Here is a 21,385-nt window from a genome sequence, read left to right on the forward strand (position 1 = left end):
CCCCGGGCGCGGCGAAAATTCAACGAGGAGCCCGTGCTGCATGCGCCTGTTTGAAGAACTGGATCATCGGGAAACCCCGATCGGCCCCTTGAGCCTCCGCCGCCGGCAGGAGCTTTCTCTGAAGGTCGAAGTCTTCGAGATCAAGCTCGGCGACGAGTTTCTCATGTCGAGCCTCTTCACCGCTTCCGAGATTGCCCTGGCGCACCTGGGTCTCGATACCCTTTCCGAGCAGCAGGATGCCGCGGTCCTCGTCGGTGGTCTGGGGCTGGGCTACACGGCGCAGGCAGCGCTCGAACATCCCATCGGGTCCCTCCTGGTCGTCGACCTGTTGGAGCCGGTGATCGACTGGCATCGCCAGGGCCTGCTGCCCATCGGGCGCGCTCTGGCCGAGGATAAGCGATGTCGGCTCCTGGCCGGCGACTTCTTTGCCCTGGCACGCTGTGAGGCCGGTTTCGATCCCGACCAGCCCGGCCGCCGCTTCGATGCCATCCTCCTCGACATCGACCACTCGCCGGACGCCCTGCTGGACGACCGCAGCACAGCGTTTTATCGACCGGAAGGCCTGCAGGCTCTGGCCCGCCACCTGGCGCCGGGTGGTGTGTTCGGCCTCTGGTCGAACGAGCCTCCGGATCCCGCCTTCTCACGGCGCATGGAGGCTGCCTTTGCACAGGCCTGGGCGGTACCGGTGGAGTTCCACAATCCCTTGCAGAATCGCACCGTCGTCCAGGCGGTTTACCTCGGGCGCAAAGCTGAAAGGTCGTAGGGCTCGCCGCGCTTGGCCGCGGACTGAACCTTCAGTCAGCCGGCTCGACGGCACGGTCGAGCACTGCCAGGCCATGAGCCCGGTAACTGCGCTGGCCCTCCCGCAACGCCGCCACGAGGGTGTCGCGCACGATGCGGGTGTGAGCGATCACTGCGGCCGCCGCCTCTTCGGCCTGGCCCTGGGAGATAAACTGCAGGATCTCGCGGTGCTCGCGCAGGGAGTCCGCCCGCCCCTGCTCGGACTTGGCCATCATCCAGCGCGCACGCGCGATACGGGTGACCGTGTCCTGCACCGCCCGCGCCAGAAAGCGATTGCCACTGAGGCGCGCGAAGCTGACATGCACCTCGGTTCCAACGTCGAACCAGGTTTCCGGCGATTCATCTCCCTCGAGCCGATCGAGCATGCGCGCCACCTCGGCCAAGTCCTTCGCCTTGGCACGGCGACAGGCCAGGCGCACCGCTTCCGCTTCGATCACCTCGCGGTACTCGAAGACTTCAAGCAACTCGGCCAGATCGATGGGGGCGACGCGCAGGCTGCGGCCTGCGCGGCTGACCAGCCCTTCCACTTCGAGGCGCAGCAAGGCCTCGCGGATCGGCGTGCGCGAACTTCCAAGCCTCGCCTCCAGCGCCCGTTCGGAAATGCGCTCCCCGGGCAGCAGATGCAGGCTCAGGATATCCGCACGCAAACGCTCGTAAACGCCAACGCCGCCATTTCCCGCCTGACGTGATTCCACTGCCTCCACGCTTGCACCCCTTTTCCTGCTCCGCTTGACCGGCTAGGATAACGGTATACCAGTTTGGTACGCCAGAAAACGGGAAAGCGTCCGAACCGACAGCGGTCCCGCCGAGAGACACCCTTGAGGAGCAAGCGCGTTATGCCCGACGGAACGATCAGATCCCCCCGCCCGGACGGCTTTCCAGCCAAGGCGCGAGTCGTCGAAGTTGGCACCCGTGACGGCTTCCAGGCGGAATCGGAGTGGATTCCCACGGAAACGAAGATCGAGGTGCTGAACGCACTGATCGAGGCGGGCGTGCCGCAGTTCGAGGCGACGGCCTTCGTCTCCCCACGCGCCGTGCCGCAAATGCGCGACGCCGCCGAGGTCATGGCGGGCGTGACGCGCAAGGCGGGCGCCAAGCTGACGGCCCTGGTGCCCAATGCCCGCGGTGCCGAAGGGGCTGCCAAGGCCGGTGTCGATGCCATGGTGGTCTTCGTCTCGGCCTCCGAGAGCCACAACATCAAGAACATGAACAGTCCGCGGGCCAAGACCCTGGCCGGCTTCCGCGACGTCTGCCGGATCGCGGAGGAAGCAGGGATCGAAGTGCAGGGCGCCATCGCCACCTCCTTCGGCTGCCCCTTCGAGGGCGACGTGCCCGTGGAGTCGGTGCTGGAGATCGCCCGCGCCTACCGCGACCTCGGCATCACCCATGTGGCGCTGGGCGACACCACCGGCATGGCGACCCCGCCGCTGGTGACGGCGCTGTGCCGCGCGATGAAGGCGGAACTGCCGGAGATCGATCTGGCGCTGCACTTCCACAACACGCGTGGCGTTGGCCTGGTGAACGTCTATGCCGGCTTGGCGGAGGGTATTTCCACTTTCGAATCCTCCATCGGCGGACTGGGCGGCTGTCCCTTCGCGCCGGGTGCCACCGGCAACATCTGCACCGAGGATCTGGTCTACCTGCTGCACGAGTGCGGCGTGGAAACCGGCATTGACCTCGAGCGCCTCTGCACCGTGGCGCAGCGCGTGGAAGAGGTTGTCGGCCGCACGCTTCCCGGCCAGGTGATGAAGGCGGGGCCGCGGCTGCGCCTCAGCGCGCTTGACGAAGTGGCAACGGCCTGCGGGTGAGCCAGGACATGCGTCAGCCATTGGATGGCATTCGGGTGGTCGACCTCACCCGGGTGCTCTCGGGACCCTTCTGCACCATGCTGCTGGGCGACATGGGCGCCGAGGTCATCAAGATCGAGCCCCCCGGCAAGGGCGATCCCGTTCGCGCGCAAGGCGGGATCCGCGACGGCCTGAGCTGGTACTTCGCCTCCTTCAATCGCAACAAGAAATCCGTCGAGCTCGACCTCTACGGCGAGGAGGGCAAGGCACAGCTTGCCAAGCTGATCGAGACCGCTGACGTCCTGGTCGACAACTTCCGGCCGGGCGTGATGGCCCGCATGGGCTTCGGACCGGAACGACTCAAGGAGCTGAACCCGCGGCTGGTGACCGCCAACATCAACGGCTACGGCAGCACAGGCCCCTACGTCGACCGGCCGGCCTTCGACTTCATCACCCAGGCCATGAGCGGCTTCATGAGCGTCAACGGCCGCGCGGATCAGGAGCCGCTGCGCAGCGGGCAGCCGATCACCGACCTGGTTGCCGGCCTCTATGCCGCCTTCGGCATCGTCAATGCCCTGCGCGCCCGCGACATCAACGGCAGCGGCCAGCATGTGGAGAGCGCGATGCTGAACGGCATCCTCTCCTTCATGGCCTATCTCGGCAGCGAGCATCTCATGAGCGGGGAGTTGCCGCCGCGCACCGGCAATGACCACCCCCTGGTCGCGCCCTATGGCCTCTACAAGGCCAGCGACGGCGAAGTGGCGGTGGCGCCCAGCAACGAGGTCATCCTGCGGCGCTTCATGCGCACCATCGGGCTGGAAGAGCTGCTGGACGATCCGCGCTTCGATCACAACGACAAGCGCTTCGCCCGCCGCGACGAGTTGAATGCCCTGATCTCCCGGCGCATGCAGAGCGAAACCCAGGCCACCTGGATCGAGCGCCTGAACGCCGCCGGCGTGCCCAGCGGGCGGGTCCAGAATCTGGTGGAGGTTTTGGCCGACCCCCAGGTCCTCGCGCAGGAAATGGTCATGGAGGTGGAGCACCCGGGACACGGCAGCGTGCGTATGCTCGGCTTTCCGGTGAAACTCGACGGCACACCCTGTAGAGTCCGTTTGCCCGCTCCCGATCTGGGTGCGCACAATGATGAAGTGCTGGGGGCATTGCGGGATCTGCCGCAACGCGCCGCAAACGACGATTAGCGCGGCGTAACGTCTTGCAAGAGCAAAAAGAGAGGGAGGAAGAACCTTATGAATCTGAGAACTGGACTTATCAGCCGTACGGCGCTGGCCGCTTCGGTTGCCATGTCCCTGGGCCTGGTCGCGACAGCCCAGGCCCAGGATGTAATCGAGGTGCACAACACCATGAGTGCCGGCGGTTCCGAAGAAGCAGCCATGCTGCGCTTCAAGGAGATCGTCGAGGAGCGCTCCGACGGCAGCTTCGAGGTCAACGCCTACATGGGTGGACAGCTCGGCGACGAGGTGGAGGTGCTGGAACTCCTCAACCTCGGCCAGACGCAGATGGCCCTCACCGGCGGCGCCTTCATGGGCCAGTACGCGCCGGAATATGACGCCGTTTCCGTGCCCTTCGTCTTCCCCAACTGGGGCGCGGTCGAGCACTACATCATGGAGACCGACTCCGGTCAGGCCATGCAGGAGGTCTCGCGCGAGCGCGGCAACCTGCACTACATCGGCCCGCAGATGCGCGCCTTCCGGCACATGACCTCGACGCCGGCAATCAATTCACCGGACGATCTCGAAGGCCTGAAGATGCGCCTGCCGCAGATTCCGGTCTGGGTCGACGTGTGGGAGGAACTGGGCGTACAGGCCGTGGTGATCCCGGCCCCGGACATCTATCTGGCCATGCGTACGGGCCAGGTGGAGGCACATGAAAACAGCCTCGCCTCCCCCTATACGCGCCAGCTCTGGGAGGTGCAGGACCACATCATCACCACCTCTCACCTCTCCTTCCCCTGGCACTGGGTCGCATCAGGCCCCTGGTGGGACGGTCTGGACGAAGCCGACCGTGAAATGCTGACCGAGGCCGTGCATGAAGCCCGTCAGCATGGCTACGAGGTCGAGCTGGAGAAGGACGAGTATTATCGTGAGGCCCTGATCGAGAACGGCATGACCTTCATCGACGTCGATCAGGCACCCTTCCGCGAGAAGGCCGCCCCGGCGGTTGAGCGCGCGCTCGCCGACAAGGCGGAAGGCGTGGCCGCCGACATCGAGGCGGCAATCGCCGCCACCGAAGGGCAGTAATCAGGTACGGGGGCGTCGTCACGGCGCCCCCGCCCCTATCGATCAGCCCGGATACAGGAACCCCCATGACCCTGGATCGGATCGAAGCCGCCATCGCGCGGGTAATGGAGATTGGCGCGCTGATCCTGATGCTCACCCTGGTGGCGGTCATCGCCTGGTCGGTGGTCGGACGTCAGGTCTTTCACATCTCCGTGCCCTGGTCCGAGGAAATCGGCGCCGGACTGCTGATGTGGATGGTCATGCTGGGCGCCGCGGCGACCTGGTCACGCCGCCGGCACATCACCATCGACGTGCTGTTGCGACACATCGGTCTGCAGCCGCGCTATGTGCTCAGCATTTTTATTGAGCTCGCCTCGCTGTTGCTCTTCGCCGTGGCCTTCAAGGGCGCCTTTTCTATGATGTCGGTCAGCGCCAACAACTCCACCACGGCGCTGGGCATCAGTTACAGCTATCTCTACCTCGCCCTGGTCGTCGGCCTGGGCGCCATGATCCTGTTCAGCCTGCTGCATCTCGGGCGCCTGCTGCGCCGCGGGCCGAGCATGGTGGCCGTCACGGAAACGGAAACGGAATGGAATACCTCGTCGTCTTCCTAGGCCTGATGGTCCTGCTCTTCGCGCTGGGGGTTCCCGTCGCGATCTCCATCGGCCTGACCTGTCTGGCTGTCTTGGCGATCGACGGTGGCATTTCCGCCATTCCGACTGAGCTGTTCGCGCTGCAGATGATGCGCGGGCTCAACAGCTTCCCCATTCTGGCGATCCCCTTCTTCATCTTTGCCGCCTCCTTGATGAACGTGGGCTCGGTGACGAACCGGATCTTCGACTTCGCCAACGCACTGGTCGGCCACATTCGCGGTGGGCTCGGCCATGTGAACGTGGTGGCCAGCATGATTTTCGCCGGCATGTCCGCCACCGCGGTCGCCGACGTGGCCGGCATCGGGCAGCTCGAACTGAAGGCGATGCGAGACCGCGGCTATCCCATGCGCTTTGCCGCCGGCATCACCGGCGCGGCCTCCATCATCAGCCCGGTGATCCCGCCGTCGATCGCCATGGTGGTCTACGGCTGGCTCTCGGGCACCTCCATTGCCGCGCTCTTCATCGCCGGCCTGATCCCCGGCATCATCATCGGCCTGGCGCTCATGGCCACCAGCTTCATCGTCTCCTTCTGGATCGACCTGCCGCGCTCGCCGCGCGCGTCCGTCCTGGAGGTCGCCCGGCTGTTCTGGCGCGCCCTGCCACCGCTGCTCACCCCGCTGATCATCGTCGGCGGCATCTGGAGCGGCATCTTCACGCCGACCGAGGCCGGCGCCGTGGCTTGTGTCTACGCCCTGTTCCTCGCCTTCGTCGTCTATCGCGACGTCAGTGTCCGCGATCTGGTGGGCGTACTGGAACGCACCGTGCGTTTCACCTCGGTGATCATGTTCATCATCGCGATCGCCACCTTCTACGGCTGGCTGCTGGTGCGGCTGCGCATCCCGCAGGAACTGGCGATGGCGCTCACCAGCCTGGACGTCAGTCTGACGGTCATTCTTTTCCTCATCGCTGCCTTCTTCCTGATCATCGGCTGCTTCATGAGCGTGGTGGAGGCCGTGTTGATCTTCACGCCGATCTTCATGCTCACGGTGCAGTCGCTCGGCATCGATCCACTGTTCTTCGGCGTTCTGATGGTCATCACCCTGTCGGTCGGCGTGATCACCCCGCCGTTTGGCAACGTGCTCTTCGTGTTGGTGGAGATCGTCGGCATACCCTTCGAGAAGGTCGTGCGCGCCGTCCTGCCCTTCCTCATTCCGATTTTCGCGGTGATCGTCCTGCTCATCCTGGTACCGAACCTGGTCACCTGGCTGCCCAGTATCATCCAGTGATGCCGTCGTGAGCACCGCAAGCGAGGACAGCAAGACACAGCCCTCTGCGCCGCGCGGCGCAGGCTCGCTGTTGCTGGGCCTCCCGGGTGTGCTCGCGGCCACGCTCCTCACCCAAGGGATCGGTGCCTGGGCCGTACTGGCCTTGGCCGCCATCGCGCCCACGGTTGCGGAAGCCTTTGACCTGCCGCCGGTGCTGGTGGGCTACCAGATCACGATCATCTACTTCGTGGCCACCGGCACCTCACTCATCGCCGGCGGGCTGGTCTCGCGCTGGGGCCCCTGCCGGATCAGCCAGGTGTCCCTGATCTGCTGCGCGCTGGGCTGCGCCATTGTCGTGCTACCGGCCCTGCCGGCCATCGCGGTGGCGTCAGTGGCCATTGGCTTCTCCTACGGCCTGACCAACCCTTCGGCGGCGCACATCCTGGCGCGCTACACCACGACGCGAAACCGCAGCTTCGTCTTTTCGATCAAGCAGACCGGCGTTCCCATCGGTGGCATCGCCGCTGGCCTTCTCACACCCTGGATCGCAGTGAACTGGGGCTGGCAGCCGGCGGTGGCCGTCATCGTGCCTGTGGCCCTGTTGCTGGCAGTGATTCTCTCCCCAGCCCGGGAAACCTGGGACTGCGATCGCCGAGGCGATGCGCCCATCGGCCTCGGCGCGCTGCGCGGCGCGGGGCGGGTTTTCGCCCAGCCGGCACTGCGCTGGCTCTGCTTCTGTGGCTTCTGCTTCGGCGCGATCCAGCTCTGCCTGATGACCTTCGTGGTCTCGCTTGCAGTCACGGAACTGGCTTTCGGCGCCGTGCTGGCCGGCAGCCTGCTTGCGACAGTACAGGTTTTCGGCGTCGCCGGGCGCCTCTCCTGGGGCTTGGTGGCCGACCGGCTGCAGCGCAATGCGCTGGTGCTGGCGATCGTCGGTTTGATCACCGCCGCCTGCTGTCTCGGCTTTTCCCAGCTCGACGGCGACTCCCCGCGCTGGCTCGCCTTTGCCATCGCCGCGGTTTTCGGTGCCTCGGCCGTGGGCTGGAACGGCGTTTTCCTCTCCGAGGTGGTGCGCCTCACACCCCCCTCCATGGTGGGCACCTCCACGGGTGTCGCCACCTTCTGCACCTTCTCGGGCGTCCTGGTCGGGCCGGCAATTTTCGTGCAGCTCTATGGCTGGATCGACAGCTACGCCGCCACCTACGCCCTGCTCATCGCCCCGGCGCTGATCGGCGGCGCCGCCGGCCTGCTCACCCTGCGCTACAGCCGCCGCAGCGCGGAGGTGGGGGCCTAGCCTCCCCCACAGCACTCACATCCGGCGCAGCACTGTTCCGTCCTCGTCGCGCAGGGTGTCCGGGTCCAGGATCTCGAAGATGGAGCGCTCGTCCACCTCTTCGCGCTCTTCCAACTCCAACGCCGGCAGGCGCACGACCTGCGAGCCCTGTGTGTGCAGTTCGATACGGTTCGCATCGAGCGATCGGGCGCTCCAGCGCCCTTGCAGAAACAGTTCGAGATCGACCGGTTCAGGCATGCCCTGAGCACTGAGGTCGAGGCGGGAATGTGCATTGCCCGAATAGTCCCCGCCTTGCCCGAACTCCAGAAAGATGGTGAGCACGATGGGCTGCGCCATGCCGTCAAACTGTTCGCGCATCTCGGCCTGCCAGCGGCCCGGCAGCAGGGCTTGAGGATCGGACCCGGCGACCTCAGCTGTTGGCCCAGCCGGTTCGGGTGCCGCCACGGCAGGGGGCGCCGCAGACAGCAGCGCAGCCAGGGGTGTATCGCGCAAAGGCGCCCAATCGGCCATGCCGTCGAACCAGACCAGCGTGTCGGCCGAGGCCCGGCCTTCGGCAAGGCGCGAGGCAACGTCGTCACGGGTAAGGGGCGCCGACGCAGCGCCGCTTTCGTCGAGGAAGTACTCCCGCTCATCCGGGGGTTCGCTGGCCGCTCCGGGCAGTGGCGGTGGTGCAGCCGCCGTGCGGGCGGGGGCCTGCAGTTCCGCAAAGTCGCTCAGCGGAGCCCAGTCGGCTTCTCCCTCGCGCCAGACCAGAGTATCGGGCGCCAGATGCTGCACCTGGAGTTCCTCGGCCGTGAAGGGGCCCTGGCCGTCACCCTCGATGGCCGCATACCATTCGGCACGCTGCTCCGCCTGTGCCGGCAAGGCGAAGGACAGCAGTGCTGCGAGGGCGAGGGAGAGGGTGATGCCGTGCTTTCTCATGCTCTCAGACTTTCCTTGTGACCGGCCCCGGTTCCCGCGAAGCCTTGCCTGAACATGTCATCGGGGCGCGTTCTCGAGCCTTACCCAGTTTTCGTGTGGAAAGAGTTCATGGGCGCGAAACTCCGGGTTCGTGGACATAAGAAGCTCGCCCTGCGGGTTGCGGTAGAAGCTCTCGTAATGCTGCGGAAGTTCGAAGCTCTCGCCGGTCTGCGGGTCGCGCAGCGGTCGCACCTCCCGAATCTGGTCGCTGGTGAGCGCCATCATGCGCTCAGCGCTCTGTTGCCGGTTCTCCCAGCCCTGCATCTGGATGTCGGAGATCTGGCGGCTCGTTTCCGCCCAGATCGCGCTGCGATCGGCGGCGCCCTTGCGGGCGATCTCACCCATCTTCGCGCGATGCGCCGCCATGGCAGCTTCCCAGCGTGGGCTGAAGCGCAAGGACGAGAAAATTGCGGTGAACAGAGGCTCCGCCTGCTCGCGCGCGCCTGCCGGGTAGCGCATCAGCAGCACGGGCAGACCGGTCACGTCAAAGCTGATGGTGGCCGCGCCGTCGGCCATGGGCAGGCGCGTGGTCATGCGCCAGCCGGAGAACAGCAGCATCTCCTCCACCGGCCCGGCAGGGGTTTGCCGCTGCAGGCGATAACTCTCAGCCAGCGGCATCATGCGCACGTCGAGGCCCGCCGTCTGGATCTGCCCCAGTTCCCGCTCCACATAGGCCAGCACGTCGGGCACCGGCTCGCGGTCGATGATACGGGCATCGGGGCGCAGAGCGGGCAGGAAGGCATCCTCGGCCAGGCCCTCGACGCCCGTGCGCGGCGTGAGGCGACAGAAGCTGCCGGGACGATGCATGCTGGTTTCCGCCTGCACCATGAGCGGGCGAAGCATCAAGGCCTCGTGATCCAGCGCGCCGGTTAAACCCGGGAACAGTGTGGCGCCGGAGAGATCGAGCTCATACCAGACGGTCTTGGGTGCCGGCAGGACCTCGATCCCCCAGAGTCCATCTGCGCTGCCAGCCTGCAGAAGCAGTTGGGCGCCGTTGGCCATACAGGACAGAGAGGGCGAGACCCCGGCCCAGACGATCTCGCCCTCCACCTCCCAATCGGTCGGCAGCAAGGCGGCAGCCGCTTCCACAGCCTGTCCGAAGCCTTGGCGGTCGTAGAAGACCTGCTGCTGGAGGCGCAGCATCGGCGGCAGTGCATGACCATCCTGGCCCGTCCGCATGGGCGGCGGCAAACCTGCTGCGCCACCGGACAAGGGCGGTGGTCCAGCATTGGGAAGGGACGGCGGCCCTGCCCGCCCGCCGGTTGCGGCAGTGGGCAGCGGCGGCGGTTCCGCCGAGCGTGTCTCCAACGAGGGGAGGAACACTGCGACACCCGCCATCAGGGCGGCTACGAGGGCAAAGCTTATGCGGGATCGTGTCATCACCCTGGCCCCTATGCCGGCCGACCCATCCGCCTGCCGTTTGACCAGTATAAGCGGAAAATGCGACTCTCCATAGTCCCTCCAAAGCGAAACGCAATCATTCCGCACCCGCCTGTGCCATGGCAGGTGTAAAGCCTTTGGTAACGATACCGATTTCGAGGGCTACCCTGGATAGTCCGCCGAAACTTGACGACAGAAATCCCCAACTGGCAGTCTCTCCTTGAATCAGCACACGGGAGGATGGTCATGGCGTCGGTCGAACGTACGGCAACGCGTATCCGCGGCTTCGCGTCGGGAGAGCTCGATTTCCAACTCATGCGCCTGCTCGGCAGTTGCACCTCCGGCGGCGGCAGCCCGGGCGAAATCATGGCGGCCCGCGCGCGCATGGGAAGCGATGATCCGATCGCGTGGGTATCCGCATTTTCCGAACTTGCCGAAAGCCTGATGGCACTTGGCAAGGTGGCCGAGACAAAGGGCCACCTTGTCTCAGCGAGAGATCACTTTCTTAGAGCGGCCAGCTACTACCGCTCAGCAGAGTACTTCTCGGATCCCTATGGAGCCGAAGCGCAGCGGCTCGGCCTGGCCTGCGCTGACGCTTTCGCAGGCGCGGTTCCGCATCTTCCTGGAGTGGTCGAACCGGTCGCGATTCCCTATGAGGGGCTGACCCTGCCCGGCTACCTCGTACGCCCCGACCGCAGCGACACCCCCAACAAGACACTCATCTGCTTGACGGGCTTCGACGGCACCACAGAAGAACTCTGGTTCGAAGCCGCGCGCGATGGTCTCGATCGCGGCTGGACCCTGCTGATCGTCCAGGGCCCAGGTCAGGTAGCCACGATGCGGCTCCACCCCCAGCTTACATTCCGCCCGGACTATGAGGTGCCGGTGCGCGCCATCGTGGACTTCGCTTTGGCGCAAGCGGGAGTCGATGCCGAGCGCCTGGGCCTCTATGGAATCAGCTTTGGCGGCTACTTCGCGGTGCGTGGCACAGCCCATGAACCGCGGATCAAAGCCGTGATCGCCAATGCCCCGATCATTGATATGTACGCCTACATGTCGGGATTCCTCAAAGGCAGCTCCGGCACGTCCGACGACATGGGGGACCTGCGCGTGGACGAGGTGGACAGCCTACCGGACGAACAGATGCCGCCGGCCACCAAACTTGGCTTCAAGGCGACCTGCCGTCGCTATGGCGTGCAGAGTTTCCATGAATGGCTCGAGGCCATGAAGACCTATCGGGTCGATAATCTTCCGGACATCCGTTGCCCCGCCCTTGCCCTCGCCGGCAAGGGAGAAGGCGAGGAAACCCTGCGCCAGGTCGAGGCTTTCGCGCGCTCGGTTTCCGGCCCGGTGACGACCCGCGTCTTCACCACGGCCGAAGGAGCCGACATGCACTGTCAGATGGGTAATCTCCCGCTTTCCAACGCGGTCTTATTCGACTGGCTGGAGGAGACGTTCTCCGGCGCACGCTGAGGAGTGATGACATGGGCAGCGTCGAAGGCGGCACGACGGCCGGATCGCCGGAGCAGCCAAACCACCCAAACTGAAAGCACCTGCCTTGCCCCTGCCCCGCATCCGCTTTGCCTCTGCGCCCCAGCGCCTCGACGCCCTCTCGGACGGGGTCTTCGCCATCGTGCTGACCCTGCTGGCCCTGGAACTGCGCATCCCCGACCGGGAGGCCGGCGAGAGTTTCCTGAGGGTCCTGCTGGCGAATACGGCGGTGCTGGAGAGCTACATAATCTCCTTCTTCGTGGTCGGCGTGTTGTGGCGGTTGCAGCACATGGCAAGCGAGCTCACGCCGCGCGGCACGCCCTTCCACCACTCACTGACCATGGCCTTCCTGGCGACCGTGACCCTGGCACCCTGGAGCCTGAGCAACATCACCTCTTTTCCCGACGACCCCGTGGCGGTGATGGGCTTCTCAGGAACGCTGCTGGTGAGCTGGAGCCTGTTGATCGCTATTCTCTCCTTCGCCCAAGGGATCGCCCCGGAGGACAAGCGGGACGAGATCCGCGCCGCCCGGCGCAGCCTCTTCGGCGGCCCGCTGGTCGCCTGCGTCTCCCTCGCCATCGCACCACTGTCGACGGCCGGAGCGCTCTATGTATGGCTGCTGCTGATACCCTACGGCTTCTATGCCCGGCGTTCGGTAACCGTTGGAATAGATCAGAAGTGGTAGAGGAGTCGCCAGACCACGGGAATACCCGGAGAGGATCAGTCTGGATATGGGGCGTGCGGCGACCGCTGACGCGTTACACTTCTACTCATCCAGTCGGCACCGCCGTAGGTGACCGAATACACCATCACTTCTCGCGTGGCGTCATCTACCGAGAAAGCAACGACCGCCTTACGGCCGACTGGAATAGCGCGCAATCCTGGAGCAATCTCGTCCCTGACTGATCCTCTATGCGGCATTTCCGCAAGGCTCATCACTGCAGCTTCGATCTCAGACAGTTTGAGCACCGCTGTCTCGGGCCCGGCGTAATCGAAGAGCCAACGGCCAATAGCCTCAAAGTCGCCAGCTACAGCAGGGTGTAACCAGACCGCGTAGCTCACACCTTGCGCGTCGCCTGAAGAGCTATTCGGGCCTGAGCAAAAGCAACCTTCGGCTCTACGAACTCCGCCCTTGGCGTTTTCATTCGGGCAACAATCTCATCTGCCGCCGCCGCAAGGGCAGTGCTGCGCTCTTCCTCATCGCGGATCACCTGTTCTAAGGCCGCAGCGACTGCTGCGCTCGGCGAGGCATACTCGCCCTGCGCCACCTTCTCCTGCAGGTAACGATGGTGCCGTTCGGTAAAGCTAAGCGTGGTCTTTACAGTCACAGTCCCCTCCAGAGGTTAACTCTGAATTACGCAACACGACAGCAGTGATTATGGAATAATATGTGCCGCTCCCGCTAGCGCAACCTCTGTAGTAGAGGTTCGACCAGTCTGCTATCACGCCGGCAGCACCTTGCCGGGGTTCATGATGCCGTCGGGGTCCAGGGCCTGCTTGATCTGGCGCATCAGGGCCACGGCCTCGCCGTGTTCGGCCTGCAGGAAGGGAATCTTGCCGTAGCCGACGCCGTGCTCGCCGGTGCAGGTGCCGCCCATGGCGATGGCGCGCATCACCATGCGGTCGTTGTGGGCGCTGGCGCGGCGATACTCCTCCTCATCACCTTCAGCCAGCAGGTAGACGAGGTGGAAGTTGCCGTCGCCCACGTGTCCCACCAACGGCGCCAGCAGACCACTTTCCTCGATGTCACGCTTGGTCTCCATGATGCACTCGGCGAGGCGAGAGATCGGCACGCAGACATCGGTGGCCCATCCGCCGCTGCCGGGCTTGAGGGCCTTGGCCGCCCAGTAGGCATCGTGGCGCGCCTGCCAGAGCCGCGTGCGATCCTCCTGCTGCGTGGCCCACTGGAAATCGCGTCCGCCGAACTCGCTCGCCAACTCGGCAACCCGCTCTGCCTGCTCCTTCACGCCGGCTTCGGTGCCGTGGAACTCGAAAAAGAGGGTCGGCAACGCCGGGTAGCCGAGGTCCGAATAGGCCGAACAAGCTCCCATCTGCACCTCGTCCAGCAGCTCGATGCGGGCCACCGGGATGCCGGACTGAATCGTCAGAATGACGGTGTTGACCGCGCCCTCCAGGGTTTCGAAGGGGCAGACGGCGGCCGAGATGGCTTCGGGGATGCCGTGCAGGCGCAGCTGTACCTCGGTGATGACGCCCAGCGTGCCCTCGGATCCGACAAAAAGGCGCGTCAGGTCATAGCCGGCCGACGACTTGCGCGCCCGGCCGCCGGTGCGGATGATGCGACCGTCAGCGGTCACCACGGTGAGACCCAGCACATTCTCGCGCATGGTGCCGTAGCGCACCGCATTGGTGCCGCTCGCCCGCGTCGCCGCCATGCCGCCCAGAGACGCATCAGCGCCGGGATCGATGGGGAAGAACAGCCCGGTATCGCGCAGATACTCATTGAGCTGCTTGCGGGTGACGCCGGCCTGGACGCGGCAATCGAGATCTTCGCCGTTGACCTCGATGATGCTGTTCATACGGCCCAGGTCGATGCAGACCCCGCCCTTCAGGGCGGAGATGTGCCCTTCGAGGGAGGTACCGGTGCCAAAAGGAACGATGGGAGACTTGTGCGCGGCGCAGAGGCGCACGATCTCCGCCACCTCCTCGGTGGATTCGGCGAAGGCCACGGCGTCGGGCGGATGGCCTTCATGGAAGCTCACATCCTTGCCATGCTGCTCGCGCACCGCGGCAGAGGTGGAGAGCCGCTCGCCCAGCAGGGCCTTCAAAGCATCCATCAGTTCATCCGTGACGGCAGTCACTGCGCCCATTGCTTTCATCCTCCGACTGTTGCAGCCGACTCTAATCGCCTACACCTGTGGCACAAGAGTGGATCGCGCGCCTTGCCGCCCAGCCGCTTGGTCGCCGCGTCCGGAAACCGCCGGCAGGAGGCTCGACAGGCCGGAGGGCATGGGCTAGAAGGCGCGAACGATAGTGGTTCGCATTTGCAAGCGGAAGGACGCTCCGGCCTGACAGGCAGTCGCACAGGAGCATCGCAAGCGAGGACAGCAGTATGGACGAAAGCGAAACGCCTGCAGCCGAAGGCAGCACTGCAGCGCCAACAGCGGAAGAGGCCGGAAGTCCTGGGGTCGACGGCATTTCGGATTCAGCGCCACCGGAAATCCTGGGGCTGCCGGCCGAGATGCTGGGCCCGCTCGCCGAGCCGCTGGCGCTGCTTCAGGCTGGTGGCGCGGTCGTCGCCATCCTGCTGGTGCTCTCGGTCGTGGCCCTTGCCATCATCCTGATGAAGCTCTGGCAGTTCGGGCGACTGGGCGTCGGCATCAACCGCCATGCCCGCGCCGCCCTGGCGCTTTATCGCAGCGGCCAAGCAGAGGAAGCCCTCGGCCGCCTGGCCAGTGCGCGAAACCCGGGCGCGCGCCTGCTCGCCCTGGCGATCCGCGGCCGCCTGCGCGACGACCTGCCCGAGCCGCTGCTGCGCGAAGAATTGGCCCGGCTGGGCAGCGAGGAGGTGGAGGCCTTGCGCGGCGGCTTCCGGCCACTGGAAGTGATCGGTGCACTGGCCCCCCTGCTGGGTCTCTTCGGTACGGTGCTGGGCATGATTGCCGCCTTCCAGGCGCTGGAACAGGCGGGCAATCGCGTCGATCCCTCGATCCTGTCCGGCGGCATCTGGGAAGCCCTGCTGACCACCGCGGTGGGCCTGGCCGTGGCCATCCCGGTGGTGGCGCTGCTGAACCTGCTGGAGCGCCGGGTCGAGCGCCAGGCGCTCGAAATGGAAAGTCTGGTCACCCAGGTCTTCACCGTCGATCTCACTGCGGCGCCGCGCCCCCAGCGGTCCGCGGCGGACAGCCGCGAAGGAGCACTGCGCCTGCATGCCGCCGGGGAATGACAGTACCGCCGGACGCTTTGCGATCGCGCGTCCCCGCAGCCGCCGCGCCGGCATTTCGCTGACGCCGCTGATCGACGTCGTCTTCATCCTCCTGGTCTTCTTCATGCTGGCCTCGAACTTCATGGAGTGGCGGGCCTACGATCTGGGCACGCCGGTGCAGACGGCTGCGGCGGGCAGGGGCGAAGGCGCCATGCTGGTGGAGCTGCGCGCAGCCGACCAGGGTGCTGGAGTGATCCTTCGTCTGGCTGGCGATCAGATCAGCGTCGCTGACCTGGAACAGCGCCTGCGCACCCGTCTGGAGCGCGTGCCGGATCAGCGTGTGCTGCTGCGGGCCGGCCCGGGCGTGCCGCTGCAGGAGACGGTGCGCGTGCTGGACCGACTGGACAGCCTGGGCCTGCAGGAACTGGCCCTGCTGCCGCCGGCCGGCTGAGGAGGAAACCCGTGCGCTTTGCTCCCCGACATCGGCGTTGCAGCAGCGATGATTCACTGCTGCCCCTCATCAACATCGTCTTCCTGCTGCTGATCTTCTTCATGGTGGCCGGTCGACTGGCCAGCAGCGACCCCTTCGAGGTCGAGGCGCCGGAATCAATCAGCGAAGGCATCCCACAGCCGGAGATCCCAACCCTGCTGCTGGGGCGTGACGGCAGCCTGGCGCTCAACGGCGAGATCATCATGCGCGACGAACTGGGGCAGCACCTGGCCCCGCTTCTGGATGGAGAGGGACCGGCGAAGCTGCGGTTGCGCGCCGACGCCCGCACCGATACGCCGGAGGTAGTGGCCCTCATGGAAGTGCTGCGCAGCCACGGCGTCGAGCGGCTGCAACTCATCACCCAACCGCAACGAGACGCGCAACCGTGACGCCGAGCGAGCTGCGTCCCAAGCACTGGATCCTGGCGCTGCTGATCGCTTTCGGTCTGCATGCGGCGCTGCTGGCTGCCTTTCTCCAAACACCCGAGACTGGTGCGGCCGCCACCGGCGAGGGCGGTGTGGAAATCGCGCTCGGCCCGGCCGGCAGCGCGCCGAGCAGTATCAGCGCCACCGCCGCCAGTGAGACGGCGGAGCCAGCCGAAGAGCGCGAGACCGCCAGCCACGCCGAGGCACCGCAGCCCGAAAGGCCAGTGGAGGAAAGCCCGCTCGAGGAGAGTGTGAGCGAGCCACTGGAGCAGCCGGAACTGCCGGACACGGTGGAGGCAACTCAGTTGGCCGAAGCATCGCCAAGCGAGCCCTCGCCTCCCCAGGAGATGACCGAAGCCCAGGACGAAGCCGCGCCGGTGGAAAGCGAGACGGCGCCGGACGCGCAGGGGGTCGAAGTTGTACCGGTGGAGAACGAGCCAAAGAGTGAGGCGCAGCCCGAAGCGCAGGCCGATACCCCGCCCGAGACTGAGGCCCCTGCCCGCGAGAACGCGCTGGCCCCTGAGGCTGAGACGGTGGACGCTACCCCCACAGAAGCCACCGAAGCTCGCCTTGAGCCTCAATCGCAAGAAACGCCGCCTGACGAGGCACTCGAAGCACGCAGCGAGACGATAACTGCCACCGAACCCGAGCGTCGCCCTGCCCCGACCACGGCACCGCCGCCCAAACCCCGCTCTGCACCCAGACCGACGCCGGCCCCTGCCGCGGATCCACCGGCGACCCCGGCGCCACAGCAACCGACCACGACACCCGAACCGGCGGAGGCAGCGGAGGCACCCTCGCCCGACAGCGGAACGGACGAGACGAGCGACACCGCCGGCAATCAAGGCACGGCGGGCAGTGAAACGGCAGAGGAGGCCGGCAACGGGCCGGACAGCAGCAGTGGCGGCAATCCGGGCGCCGAGGCCGACTATCACGCGCTGCTGCTCGCCTGGCTGGAACGACACAAGGACTATCCGCGGCGTGCACAGCGGCTGCGCCAAGAGGGCACAGCCCAACTGCACGTCGAGATGGACCGCGAGGGCCGCGTGCTGAACTACGAGATCGTGCGCAGTGCCGGCCAGGGCGTGCTGGACCAGGCGGTGGAAGAGATGATCCGCCGGGCCGATCCCCTGCCCCCTCTGCCGCCGGAGATCGGCGGAGAACGCTACAGCTTCACCGTCCCCGTGATCTTCTCGCTGCGCTGAAGCGACCTTTCCTCGTCGCGGCTGGAGCGGCATGATCGCCGGCGCTGCGAAACGGATTTGAGGGTGGAATGGAGCGCATAGACTGCGTTGTGATCGGGGCCGGCGTTGTGGGCCTGGCCTGCGCCCGGGCCCTGGCGCGTGCCGGGCGGGATGTCATCGTGCTGGAAGCGGCGACGGCCATCGGCACCGAGACCTCGTCACGCAACAGCGAGGTGATCCACGCCGGGATCTATTACCCCCAGGGCTCGCGCAAGGCCCGAAGCTGCGTGCGCGGCAAGGCCCTGCTCTATGACTACCTGGACAGTCGCGGCATCGCGCACCGCCGCTGCGGCAAGCTGATCGTCGCCACGGAGGAGGCACAGCTCCCGGTTTTGGAGACGTTGCAGCAAAAGGCCGCGGCCAACGGTGTGGACGACCTGGTGTTCCTGTCCGCAGCCGAGGTGAAGGCGCGCGAGCCGGCGCTTGCCAGCGTGGGCGCCCTGCTCTCCCCCTCGACCGGCATTCTCGACAGCCACGGCCTGATGCTCTCCTACCAGGGAGAGGCCGAGGATGCCGGCGCCATGCTCGCATTCGATGCGCCGGTCACCGGCGGCGCCGTGGAAGCGGGCGGCGTGGAAGGTGGCGGCATCCGCCTGGAGGTCGACGGCGCCGAGCCCATGACGCTCCTGGCCGGCCAGGTGATCAATGCCGCCGGCCTGCATGCACCCCGACTGGCTGCCAGCTTGGAGGGCTTTCCGGACTCCGCTGTCCCGCAAGCCTGGTACTGCAAGGGCAACTACTACACGCTGGCTGGCCGGGCGCCCTTCAGCCACCTGATCTATCCGGTGCCGGAAGCCGCCGGTCTGGGTGTGCACCTGACCCTCGATCTGGGTGGGCAGGCACGCTTCGGTCCCGATGTGGAATGGGTTGAGGGGCCGGAGGAGCTGGACGTGGACCCGACCCGGGCCGAGGCCTTCTATGCCGCGGTGCGCCGCTACTGGCCCGCCCTGCCCGACGCCTCGCTGCTGCCGGGATACGCGGGAATCCGGCCAAAGCTCACGCCGCCGGGCGCGCCGGCCTCCGACTTCGTGATCCAGGGCCCGCCAGACCATGGGGTTGCCGGGCTGGTCAATCTCTTCGGGATCGAGAGCCCCGGCCTGACCGCAAGCCTGGACCTGGCGGAAGAGGTCGCCGCCCTGCTCGACTGAGCTGGTCCGCGCTCAAGCGCGCAGCTTGCGATAGAGCCGGTCGATCACACCGTCCGAACTCGTCGGCGCTTCGCCCTCGCCCAGGAGATAGGTCGCCTGGGCCTGCAGCGCGGCCATGTCGGCGCGCAGCCGACGGCGCTGCTTGTCGTTGAGCGTCTCCGGCGTGAGGTCGCCCAGCATCTCCTTCGCCTTGGAGATGCGTGCCAGCGCACGCGCCGGGGCACGGCGTTCATGGTGCTCGGCGCGCAGCGCCTCCATCACTTCATAGAGCAGCTTGGCGTTGCGTGGGCTGTGCTGCGGGCTGGCGAGGATGAGATCGACGTCCTCCTGCCAGCCGGAGCCGTCGATGCCTGCGGTATCGCTGCCTGCTTCCTCGGCCACCGCCATCGCCCGCTCCTGGGCAAAGCGTCGCAATGCCTGGCTGGGGATCTGTTCAGGGACCGGGGCCGCAAAGGGAAAGTAGCTGCCCATGGGCCCCTGCACCGCCTGGCGCCCGTCAATCAGCGTGAAGCCGGCCAGACGCCAATGCCCGCGCAACTCCTTCGGCAAGGCAGCCAACTGCTCCTGCAGGCCGGCGAAGAGCGCCTCACAATCGCCCACCAGGCCATAGTGGCCGGGCTCCTCGCGGAAGTTCTCCAGGTAGTCATCCACCAGCGCCAGCTGCGCGATCTCACGGTCGAGCTGTTCCGGCTCGTCGATGCGATAGGCTTCGCAGATCCGCTCCGGCGCAAGCTTCAAGGTGTCGCGCTGGTGCTTCAGCTTCATGCGACGGTTGACCCAGCCGTACGCCAGCTTGGTCTCCGGCGCCATCTGCAGGGCGGCTTCCACGAACTCGACATCGGCTGGCTCAATATCCGCCGGCAGCACCGCCACGCGCAGTTCCGCAAAGCCGGCATAGCGCTGCGAGTCCCCATGCAGCAGTTCGCGCATCGCGGCCAGGCGCCGGTTGCCGTTGACCACGACGCCCTCCACGGTGATCAGCAGTGGCTCGATCTGCTGCGCTTGGCGCTCCAGTTCCTGATAGATCGGGCCCTTGGGATCACGCGCCTTGTCCAGCAGCAGTTCGTGCAGGGTCACCTGCACCTCGCGGCTGCCCTGCTCACGCTGCCAGGCCTCGCGTTCCAGGCCGCGGCCGAGCAGGTATTCCTGCATTTCGGCAATCAGGCGCCCGTTGTCGGCGCGGTAGATCAGCAGGTTGTGGGAAAGTGTGATGACCGGGGCGGTGATATAGCTGCCGCGAAAGGGAACGTAGTACTCGGCGCTGGTCTGGCGATAGTCGCGGTCGATGCTCTGCCGGCGCGTTTCGAGCGACGGCGTTTCGGGGACGCTGTTCTCTGACATCAAATCTCCCTTTCCCGGCCTGCCGGCAACTGCGGAGCGAGCCACCAGCGGGGCGCGAAGCCCTATGATACAGCTTTCGACATAAGAAGCCGGCGTTGGTCCAACAAGGCAGCGGCCTCGGCCACCGCCTCCTGCCGCACCGACAGCACCGGCGCCGCTTCCCGCTCGGTCAGCAGCGTCATCAGGGCGCGCTCGGCGGCCAAGTCCGGATCCTCGCCGTAACCGACCCAGGTGAGGCATCGCGCCAATTCGCTGGGCTCGAGCGGTACATAGCCGAGCTTTGCTTCCAAGTCGTCGTGATCCTGGCCGTGATTGCGCAGGAAGAGCAGAACCCCGGCCGTGGGCTGCGCTTGCGGATCATAGATCGCATTGCCGGCGAAGATGCCGCCGGAGAGATTGCCGGGCAGCGTCGGGAGGTGAAAGGACATGAAGTAGGTCCCGGCATTGGCGTCGCACTGCAGCACCAACTGGCCGCTGCGGCCGTCCTCCGCCCCCTCGCCGCTGAAGCGCACGCAGCGCCCCAGCAGCTGCTCGCTGTAGACGGCGGAGAGGCCCTCCTTGCTGGGCTCGAAGCGGATCGCGCCCAGCAGCAGTTGCCCCCGGGCCAGGGGCGACCAGGCCGCGCTCAGCACGAGAAAGCTGCCTTGCAGCAGCGAACCGTTGCGCCAGCTTGCCGGCGTCTGCATTGCCTCCCTGCGTCCTCGCCCCGAGAGACCCAGGGGCTCCAAGGCCGAGGCCGGCAGCGCAAAGCGCTGGCTCAGGGCGGCGGCAAAGTCCGCCAGGCTCGACGACATGATGAAGTGCGGGCCTTCAGGCAGGCGCAGAACCCGCGCCCAGTCCTCGAACAGGCTGAAATTGCGCGGCGCGGCGCGTCCACTCATCCAGTTGTAGCTGTTCTGCACCGTCAGCACGGTACTGGGATTGACCCGCTCAAATGCGGCGCAGAGTTCCTTTCGGGTAAGACAACCCAAGGCGGTGGCAGTCAACTCAAGCTTTTTACCAATCTCAACCAAATGGCGCATTGTGGCCCCATGCTCTTGCCTCCG

The 21,385-nt window shown here is 66.2% G+C and carries 22 protein-coding genes; 14 read left to right on the plus strand and 8 right to left on the minus strand.

All coding sequences use genetic code 11. The annotated features are described in order from the left end of the window. Positions 1–40 precede the first annotated feature (40 nt). On the plus strand, positions 41–763 hold the full coding sequence (locus tag ABZ720_RS09990; RefSeq protein WP_366555372.1) for a spermine/spermidine synthase domain-containing protein: 723 nt from the start codon (positions 41–43) through the stop codon (positions 761–763). A 31-nt stretch (positions 764–794) separates the two neighbouring features. Here the strand turns inward: ABZ720_RS09990 and ABZ720_RS09995 are convergent, their stop codons facing one another. Next, on the minus strand, positions 795–1,505 hold the full coding sequence (locus tag ABZ720_RS09995) for a GntR family transcriptional regulator (protein ID WP_366555373.1): 711 nt from the start codon (positions 1,503–1,505) through the stop codon (positions 795–797). A 132-nt stretch (positions 1,506–1,637) separates the two neighbouring features. On the opposite strand from ABZ720_RS09995, the gene ABZ720_RS10000 reads away from it, so the two are divergent. From ABZ720_RS10000 to ABZ720_RS10025, 6 genes are all read left to right on the plus strand, one after another. Continuing rightward, positions 1,638–2,609: a hydroxymethylglutaryl-CoA lyase gene (locus ABZ720_RS10000; protein WP_366555374.1), complete on the plus strand. Its 972-nt coding sequence runs from the start codon at positions 1,638–1,640 to the stop codon at positions 2,607–2,609. Positions 2,610–2,617: 8 nt separating this feature from the next. Beyond that, entirely contained in the window at positions 2,618–3,787 is a 1,170-nt protein-coding gene (locus ABZ720_RS10005; RefSeq protein WP_366555375.1) for a CaiB/BaiF CoA transferase family protein, read from the plus strand. 48 nt (positions 3,788–3,835) lie between these two features. Beyond that, positions 3,836–4,846 (plus strand): TRAP transporter substrate-binding protein, encoded by a 1,011-nt coding sequence (locus tag ABZ720_RS10010; protein WP_366555376.1) that lies wholly within the window; start codon positions 3,836–3,838, stop codon positions 4,844–4,846. Positions 4,847–4,911: 65 nt separating this feature from the next. Beyond that, on the plus strand, positions 4,912–5,439 hold the full coding sequence (locus tag ABZ720_RS10015) for a TRAP transporter small permease (RefSeq protein WP_366555377.1): 528 nt from the start codon (positions 4,912–4,914) through the stop codon (positions 5,437–5,439). After that, the gene (locus tag ABZ720_RS10020; RefSeq protein ID WP_366555378.1) at positions 5,415–6,704 is read left to right on the plus strand and encodes a TRAP transporter large permease; all 1,290 of its coding nucleotides are present in this window, start codon (positions 5,415–5,417) and stop codon (positions 6,702–6,704) included. Before ABZ720_RS10015 ends, ABZ720_RS10020 begins: the two co-directional genes overlap by 25 nt. Positions 6,705–6,711: 7 nt before the next feature. Next, the gene (locus ABZ720_RS10025) at positions 6,712–7,977 is read left to right on the plus strand and encodes an MFS transporter (RefSeq protein WP_366555379.1); all 1,266 of its coding nucleotides are present in this window, start codon (positions 6,712–6,714) and stop codon (positions 7,975–7,977) included. A gap of 15 nt (positions 7,978–7,992) precedes the next feature. On the opposite strand, the gene ABZ720_RS10030 is transcribed toward ABZ720_RS10025, so the two are convergent. Both ABZ720_RS10030 and ABZ720_RS10035 read right to left on the minus strand, forming a co-directional pair. After that, complete coding sequence (locus tag ABZ720_RS10030) at positions 7,993–8,898, minus strand: DUF4339 domain-containing protein (protein WP_366555380.1); 906 nt, start codon at positions 8,896–8,898, stop codon at positions 7,993–7,995. 57 nt (positions 8,899–8,955) lie between these two features. Continuing rightward, complete coding sequence (locus ABZ720_RS10035; RefSeq protein WP_366555381.1) at positions 8,956–10,116, minus strand: hypothetical protein; 1,161 nt, start codon at positions 10,114–10,116, stop codon at positions 8,956–8,958. 447 nt (positions 10,117–10,563) lie between these two features. Between ABZ720_RS10035 and ABZ720_RS10040 the strand changes: the two genes are divergently transcribed. Together ABZ720_RS10040 and ABZ720_RS10045 are read left to right on the plus strand one after the other, a co-directional pair. Further along, complete coding sequence (locus ABZ720_RS10040; protein ID WP_366555382.1) at positions 10,564–11,790, plus strand: alpha/beta hydrolase family protein; 1,227 nt, start codon at positions 10,564–10,566, stop codon at positions 11,788–11,790. 85 nt (positions 11,791–11,875) lie between these two features. Next, positions 11,876–12,493 carry a TMEM175 family protein gene (locus ABZ720_RS10045; RefSeq protein ID WP_366555383.1) on the plus strand — a complete coding sequence of 206 codons (618 nt, stop codon included), beginning with the start codon at positions 11,876–11,878 and terminating at the stop codon, positions 12,491–12,493. Positions 12,494–12,528: 35 nt separating this feature from the next. Here ABZ720_RS10045 and ABZ720_RS10050 read toward each other — a convergent pair whose 3' ends face one another. The 3 genes from ABZ720_RS10050 to ABZ720_RS10060 form a co-directional block, all read right to left on the minus strand. Then, entirely contained in the window at positions 12,529–12,870 is a 342-nt protein-coding gene (locus ABZ720_RS10050; protein ID WP_366555384.1) for a type II toxin-antitoxin system RelE/ParE family toxin, read from the minus strand. Next, a complete protein-coding gene (locus ABZ720_RS10055; protein WP_275822852.1) occupies positions 12,867–13,136 on the minus strand; it encodes a hypothetical protein in 270 nt (89 codons plus the stop codon). Before ABZ720_RS10055 ends, ABZ720_RS10050 begins: the two co-directional genes overlap by 4 nt. A gap of 114 nt (positions 13,137–13,250) precedes the next feature. Beyond that, positions 13,251–14,636 carry an FAD-binding oxidoreductase gene (locus ABZ720_RS10060; protein WP_366555385.1) on the minus strand — a complete coding sequence of 462 codons (1,386 nt, stop codon included), beginning with the start codon at positions 14,634–14,636 and terminating at the stop codon, positions 13,251–13,253. A 242-nt stretch (positions 14,637–14,878) separates the two neighbouring features. Here ABZ720_RS10060 and ABZ720_RS10065 point away from each other — a divergent pair, with 242 nt between their 5' ends. The 5 genes from ABZ720_RS10065 (at position 14,879) to ABZ720_RS10085 (ending at position 18,998) form a co-directional block, all read left to right on the plus strand. Beyond that, positions 14,879–15,712 carry a MotA/TolQ/ExbB proton channel family protein gene (locus ABZ720_RS10065; RefSeq protein ID WP_366555386.1) on the plus strand — a complete coding sequence of 278 codons (834 nt, stop codon included), beginning with the start codon at positions 14,879–14,881 and terminating at the stop codon, positions 15,710–15,712. Continuing rightward, complete coding sequence (locus tag ABZ720_RS10070) at positions 15,696–16,142, plus strand: ExbD/TolR family protein (protein ID WP_366555387.1); 447 nt, start codon at positions 15,696–15,698, stop codon at positions 16,140–16,142. The genes ABZ720_RS10065 and ABZ720_RS10070 overlap by 17 nt, the downstream gene beginning before the upstream one ends. 11 nt (positions 16,143–16,153) lie before the next feature. Continuing rightward, the gene (locus ABZ720_RS10075) at positions 16,154–16,570 is read left to right on the plus strand and encodes an ExbD/TolR family protein (protein ID WP_366555388.1); all 417 of its coding nucleotides are present in this window, start codon (positions 16,154–16,156) and stop codon (positions 16,568–16,570) included. Then, on the plus strand, positions 16,567–17,811 hold the full coding sequence (locus ABZ720_RS10080) for an energy transducer TonB family protein (protein ID WP_366555389.1): 1,245 nt from the start codon (positions 16,567–16,569) through the stop codon (positions 17,809–17,811). The genes ABZ720_RS10075 and ABZ720_RS10080 overlap by 4 nt, the downstream gene beginning before the upstream one ends. A 68-nt stretch (positions 17,812–17,879) precedes the next feature. Continuing rightward, positions 17,880–18,998 carry an NAD(P)/FAD-dependent oxidoreductase gene (locus ABZ720_RS10085; protein ID WP_366555390.1) on the plus strand — a complete coding sequence of 373 codons (1,119 nt, stop codon included), beginning with the start codon at positions 17,880–17,882 and terminating at the stop codon, positions 18,996–18,998. A gap of 12 nt (positions 18,999–19,010) precedes the next feature. Here ABZ720_RS10085 and ABZ720_RS10090 read toward each other — a convergent pair whose 3' ends face one another. Both ABZ720_RS10090 and ABZ720_RS10095 read right to left on the minus strand, forming a co-directional pair. Beyond that, on the minus strand, positions 19,011–20,339 hold the full coding sequence (locus ABZ720_RS10090) for a hypothetical protein (RefSeq protein ID WP_366555391.1): 1,329 nt from the start codon (positions 20,337–20,339) through the stop codon (positions 19,011–19,013). 62 nt (positions 20,340–20,401) lie between these two features. After that, the gene (locus ABZ720_RS10095; RefSeq protein WP_366555392.1) at positions 20,402–21,325 is read right to left on the minus strand and encodes a hypothetical protein; all 924 of its coding nucleotides are present in this window, start codon (positions 21,323–21,325) and stop codon (positions 20,402–20,404) included. Positions 21,326–21,385 lie beyond the last annotated feature (60 nt).

Source organism: Aquibaculum sediminis, from assembly GCF_040712085.1.
In the GTDB taxonomy this organism is placed as follows: domain Bacteria; phylum Pseudomonadota; class Alphaproteobacteria; order Kiloniellales; family DSM-21159; genus Aquibaculum; species Aquibaculum sediminis.

Excerpts from the sequence above, each read along its gene's own strand:
- ABZ720_RS09990 (WP_366555372.1), top strand. The coding sequence starts at position 41 with ATGCGCCTGTTTGAAGAACTGGATCATCGGGAAACCCCGATCGGCCCC.
- ABZ720_RS10000 (WP_366555374.1), top strand. The coding sequence starts at position 1,638 with ATGCCCGACGGAACGATCAGATCCCCCCGCCCGGACGGCTTTCCAGCC.
- ABZ720_RS10005 (WP_366555375.1), top strand. The coding sequence starts at position 2,618 with ATGCGTCAGCCATTGGATGGCATTCGGGTGGTCGACCTCACCCGGGTG.
- ABZ720_RS10010 (WP_366555376.1), top strand. The coding sequence starts at position 3,836 with ATGAATCTGAGAACTGGACTTATCAGCCGTACGGCGCTGGCCGCTTCG.
- ABZ720_RS10015 (WP_366555377.1), top strand. The coding sequence starts at position 4,912 with ATGACCCTGGATCGGATCGAAGCCGCCATCGCGCGGGTAATGGAGATT.
- ABZ720_RS10020 (WP_366555378.1), top strand. The coding sequence starts at position 5,415 with ATGGAATACCTCGTCGTCTTCCTAGGCCTGATGGTCCTGCTCTTCGCG.
- ABZ720_RS10030 (WP_366555380.1), bottom strand. The coding sequence starts at position 8,898 with ATGAGAAAGCACGGCATCACCCTCTCCCTCGCCCTCGCAGCACTGCTG.
- ABZ720_RS10035 (WP_366555381.1), bottom strand. The coding sequence starts at position 10,116 with ATGCGGACGGGCCAGGATGGTCATGCACTGCCGCCGATGCTGCGCCTC.
- ABZ720_RS10040 (WP_366555382.1), top strand. The coding sequence starts at position 10,564 with ATGGCGTCGGTCGAACGTACGGCAACGCGTATCCGCGGCTTCGCGTCG.
- ABZ720_RS10060 (WP_366555385.1), bottom strand. The coding sequence starts at position 14,636 with ATGGGCGCAGTGACTGCCGTCACGGATGAACTGATGGATGCTTTGAAG.
- ABZ720_RS10065 (WP_366555386.1), top strand. The coding sequence starts at position 14,879 with ATGGACGAAAGCGAAACGCCTGCAGCCGAAGGCAGCACTGCAGCGCCA.
- ABZ720_RS10070 (WP_366555387.1), top strand. The coding sequence starts at position 15,696 with ATGCCGCCGGGGAATGACAGTACCGCCGGACGCTTTGCGATCGCGCGT.
- ABZ720_RS10085 (WP_366555390.1), top strand. The coding sequence starts at position 17,880 with ATGGAGCGCATAGACTGCGTTGTGATCGGGGCCGGCGTTGTGGGCCTG.
- ABZ720_RS10090 (WP_366555391.1), bottom strand. The coding sequence starts at position 20,339 with ATGTCAGAGAACAGCGTCCCCGAAACGCCGTCGCTCGAAACGCGCCGG.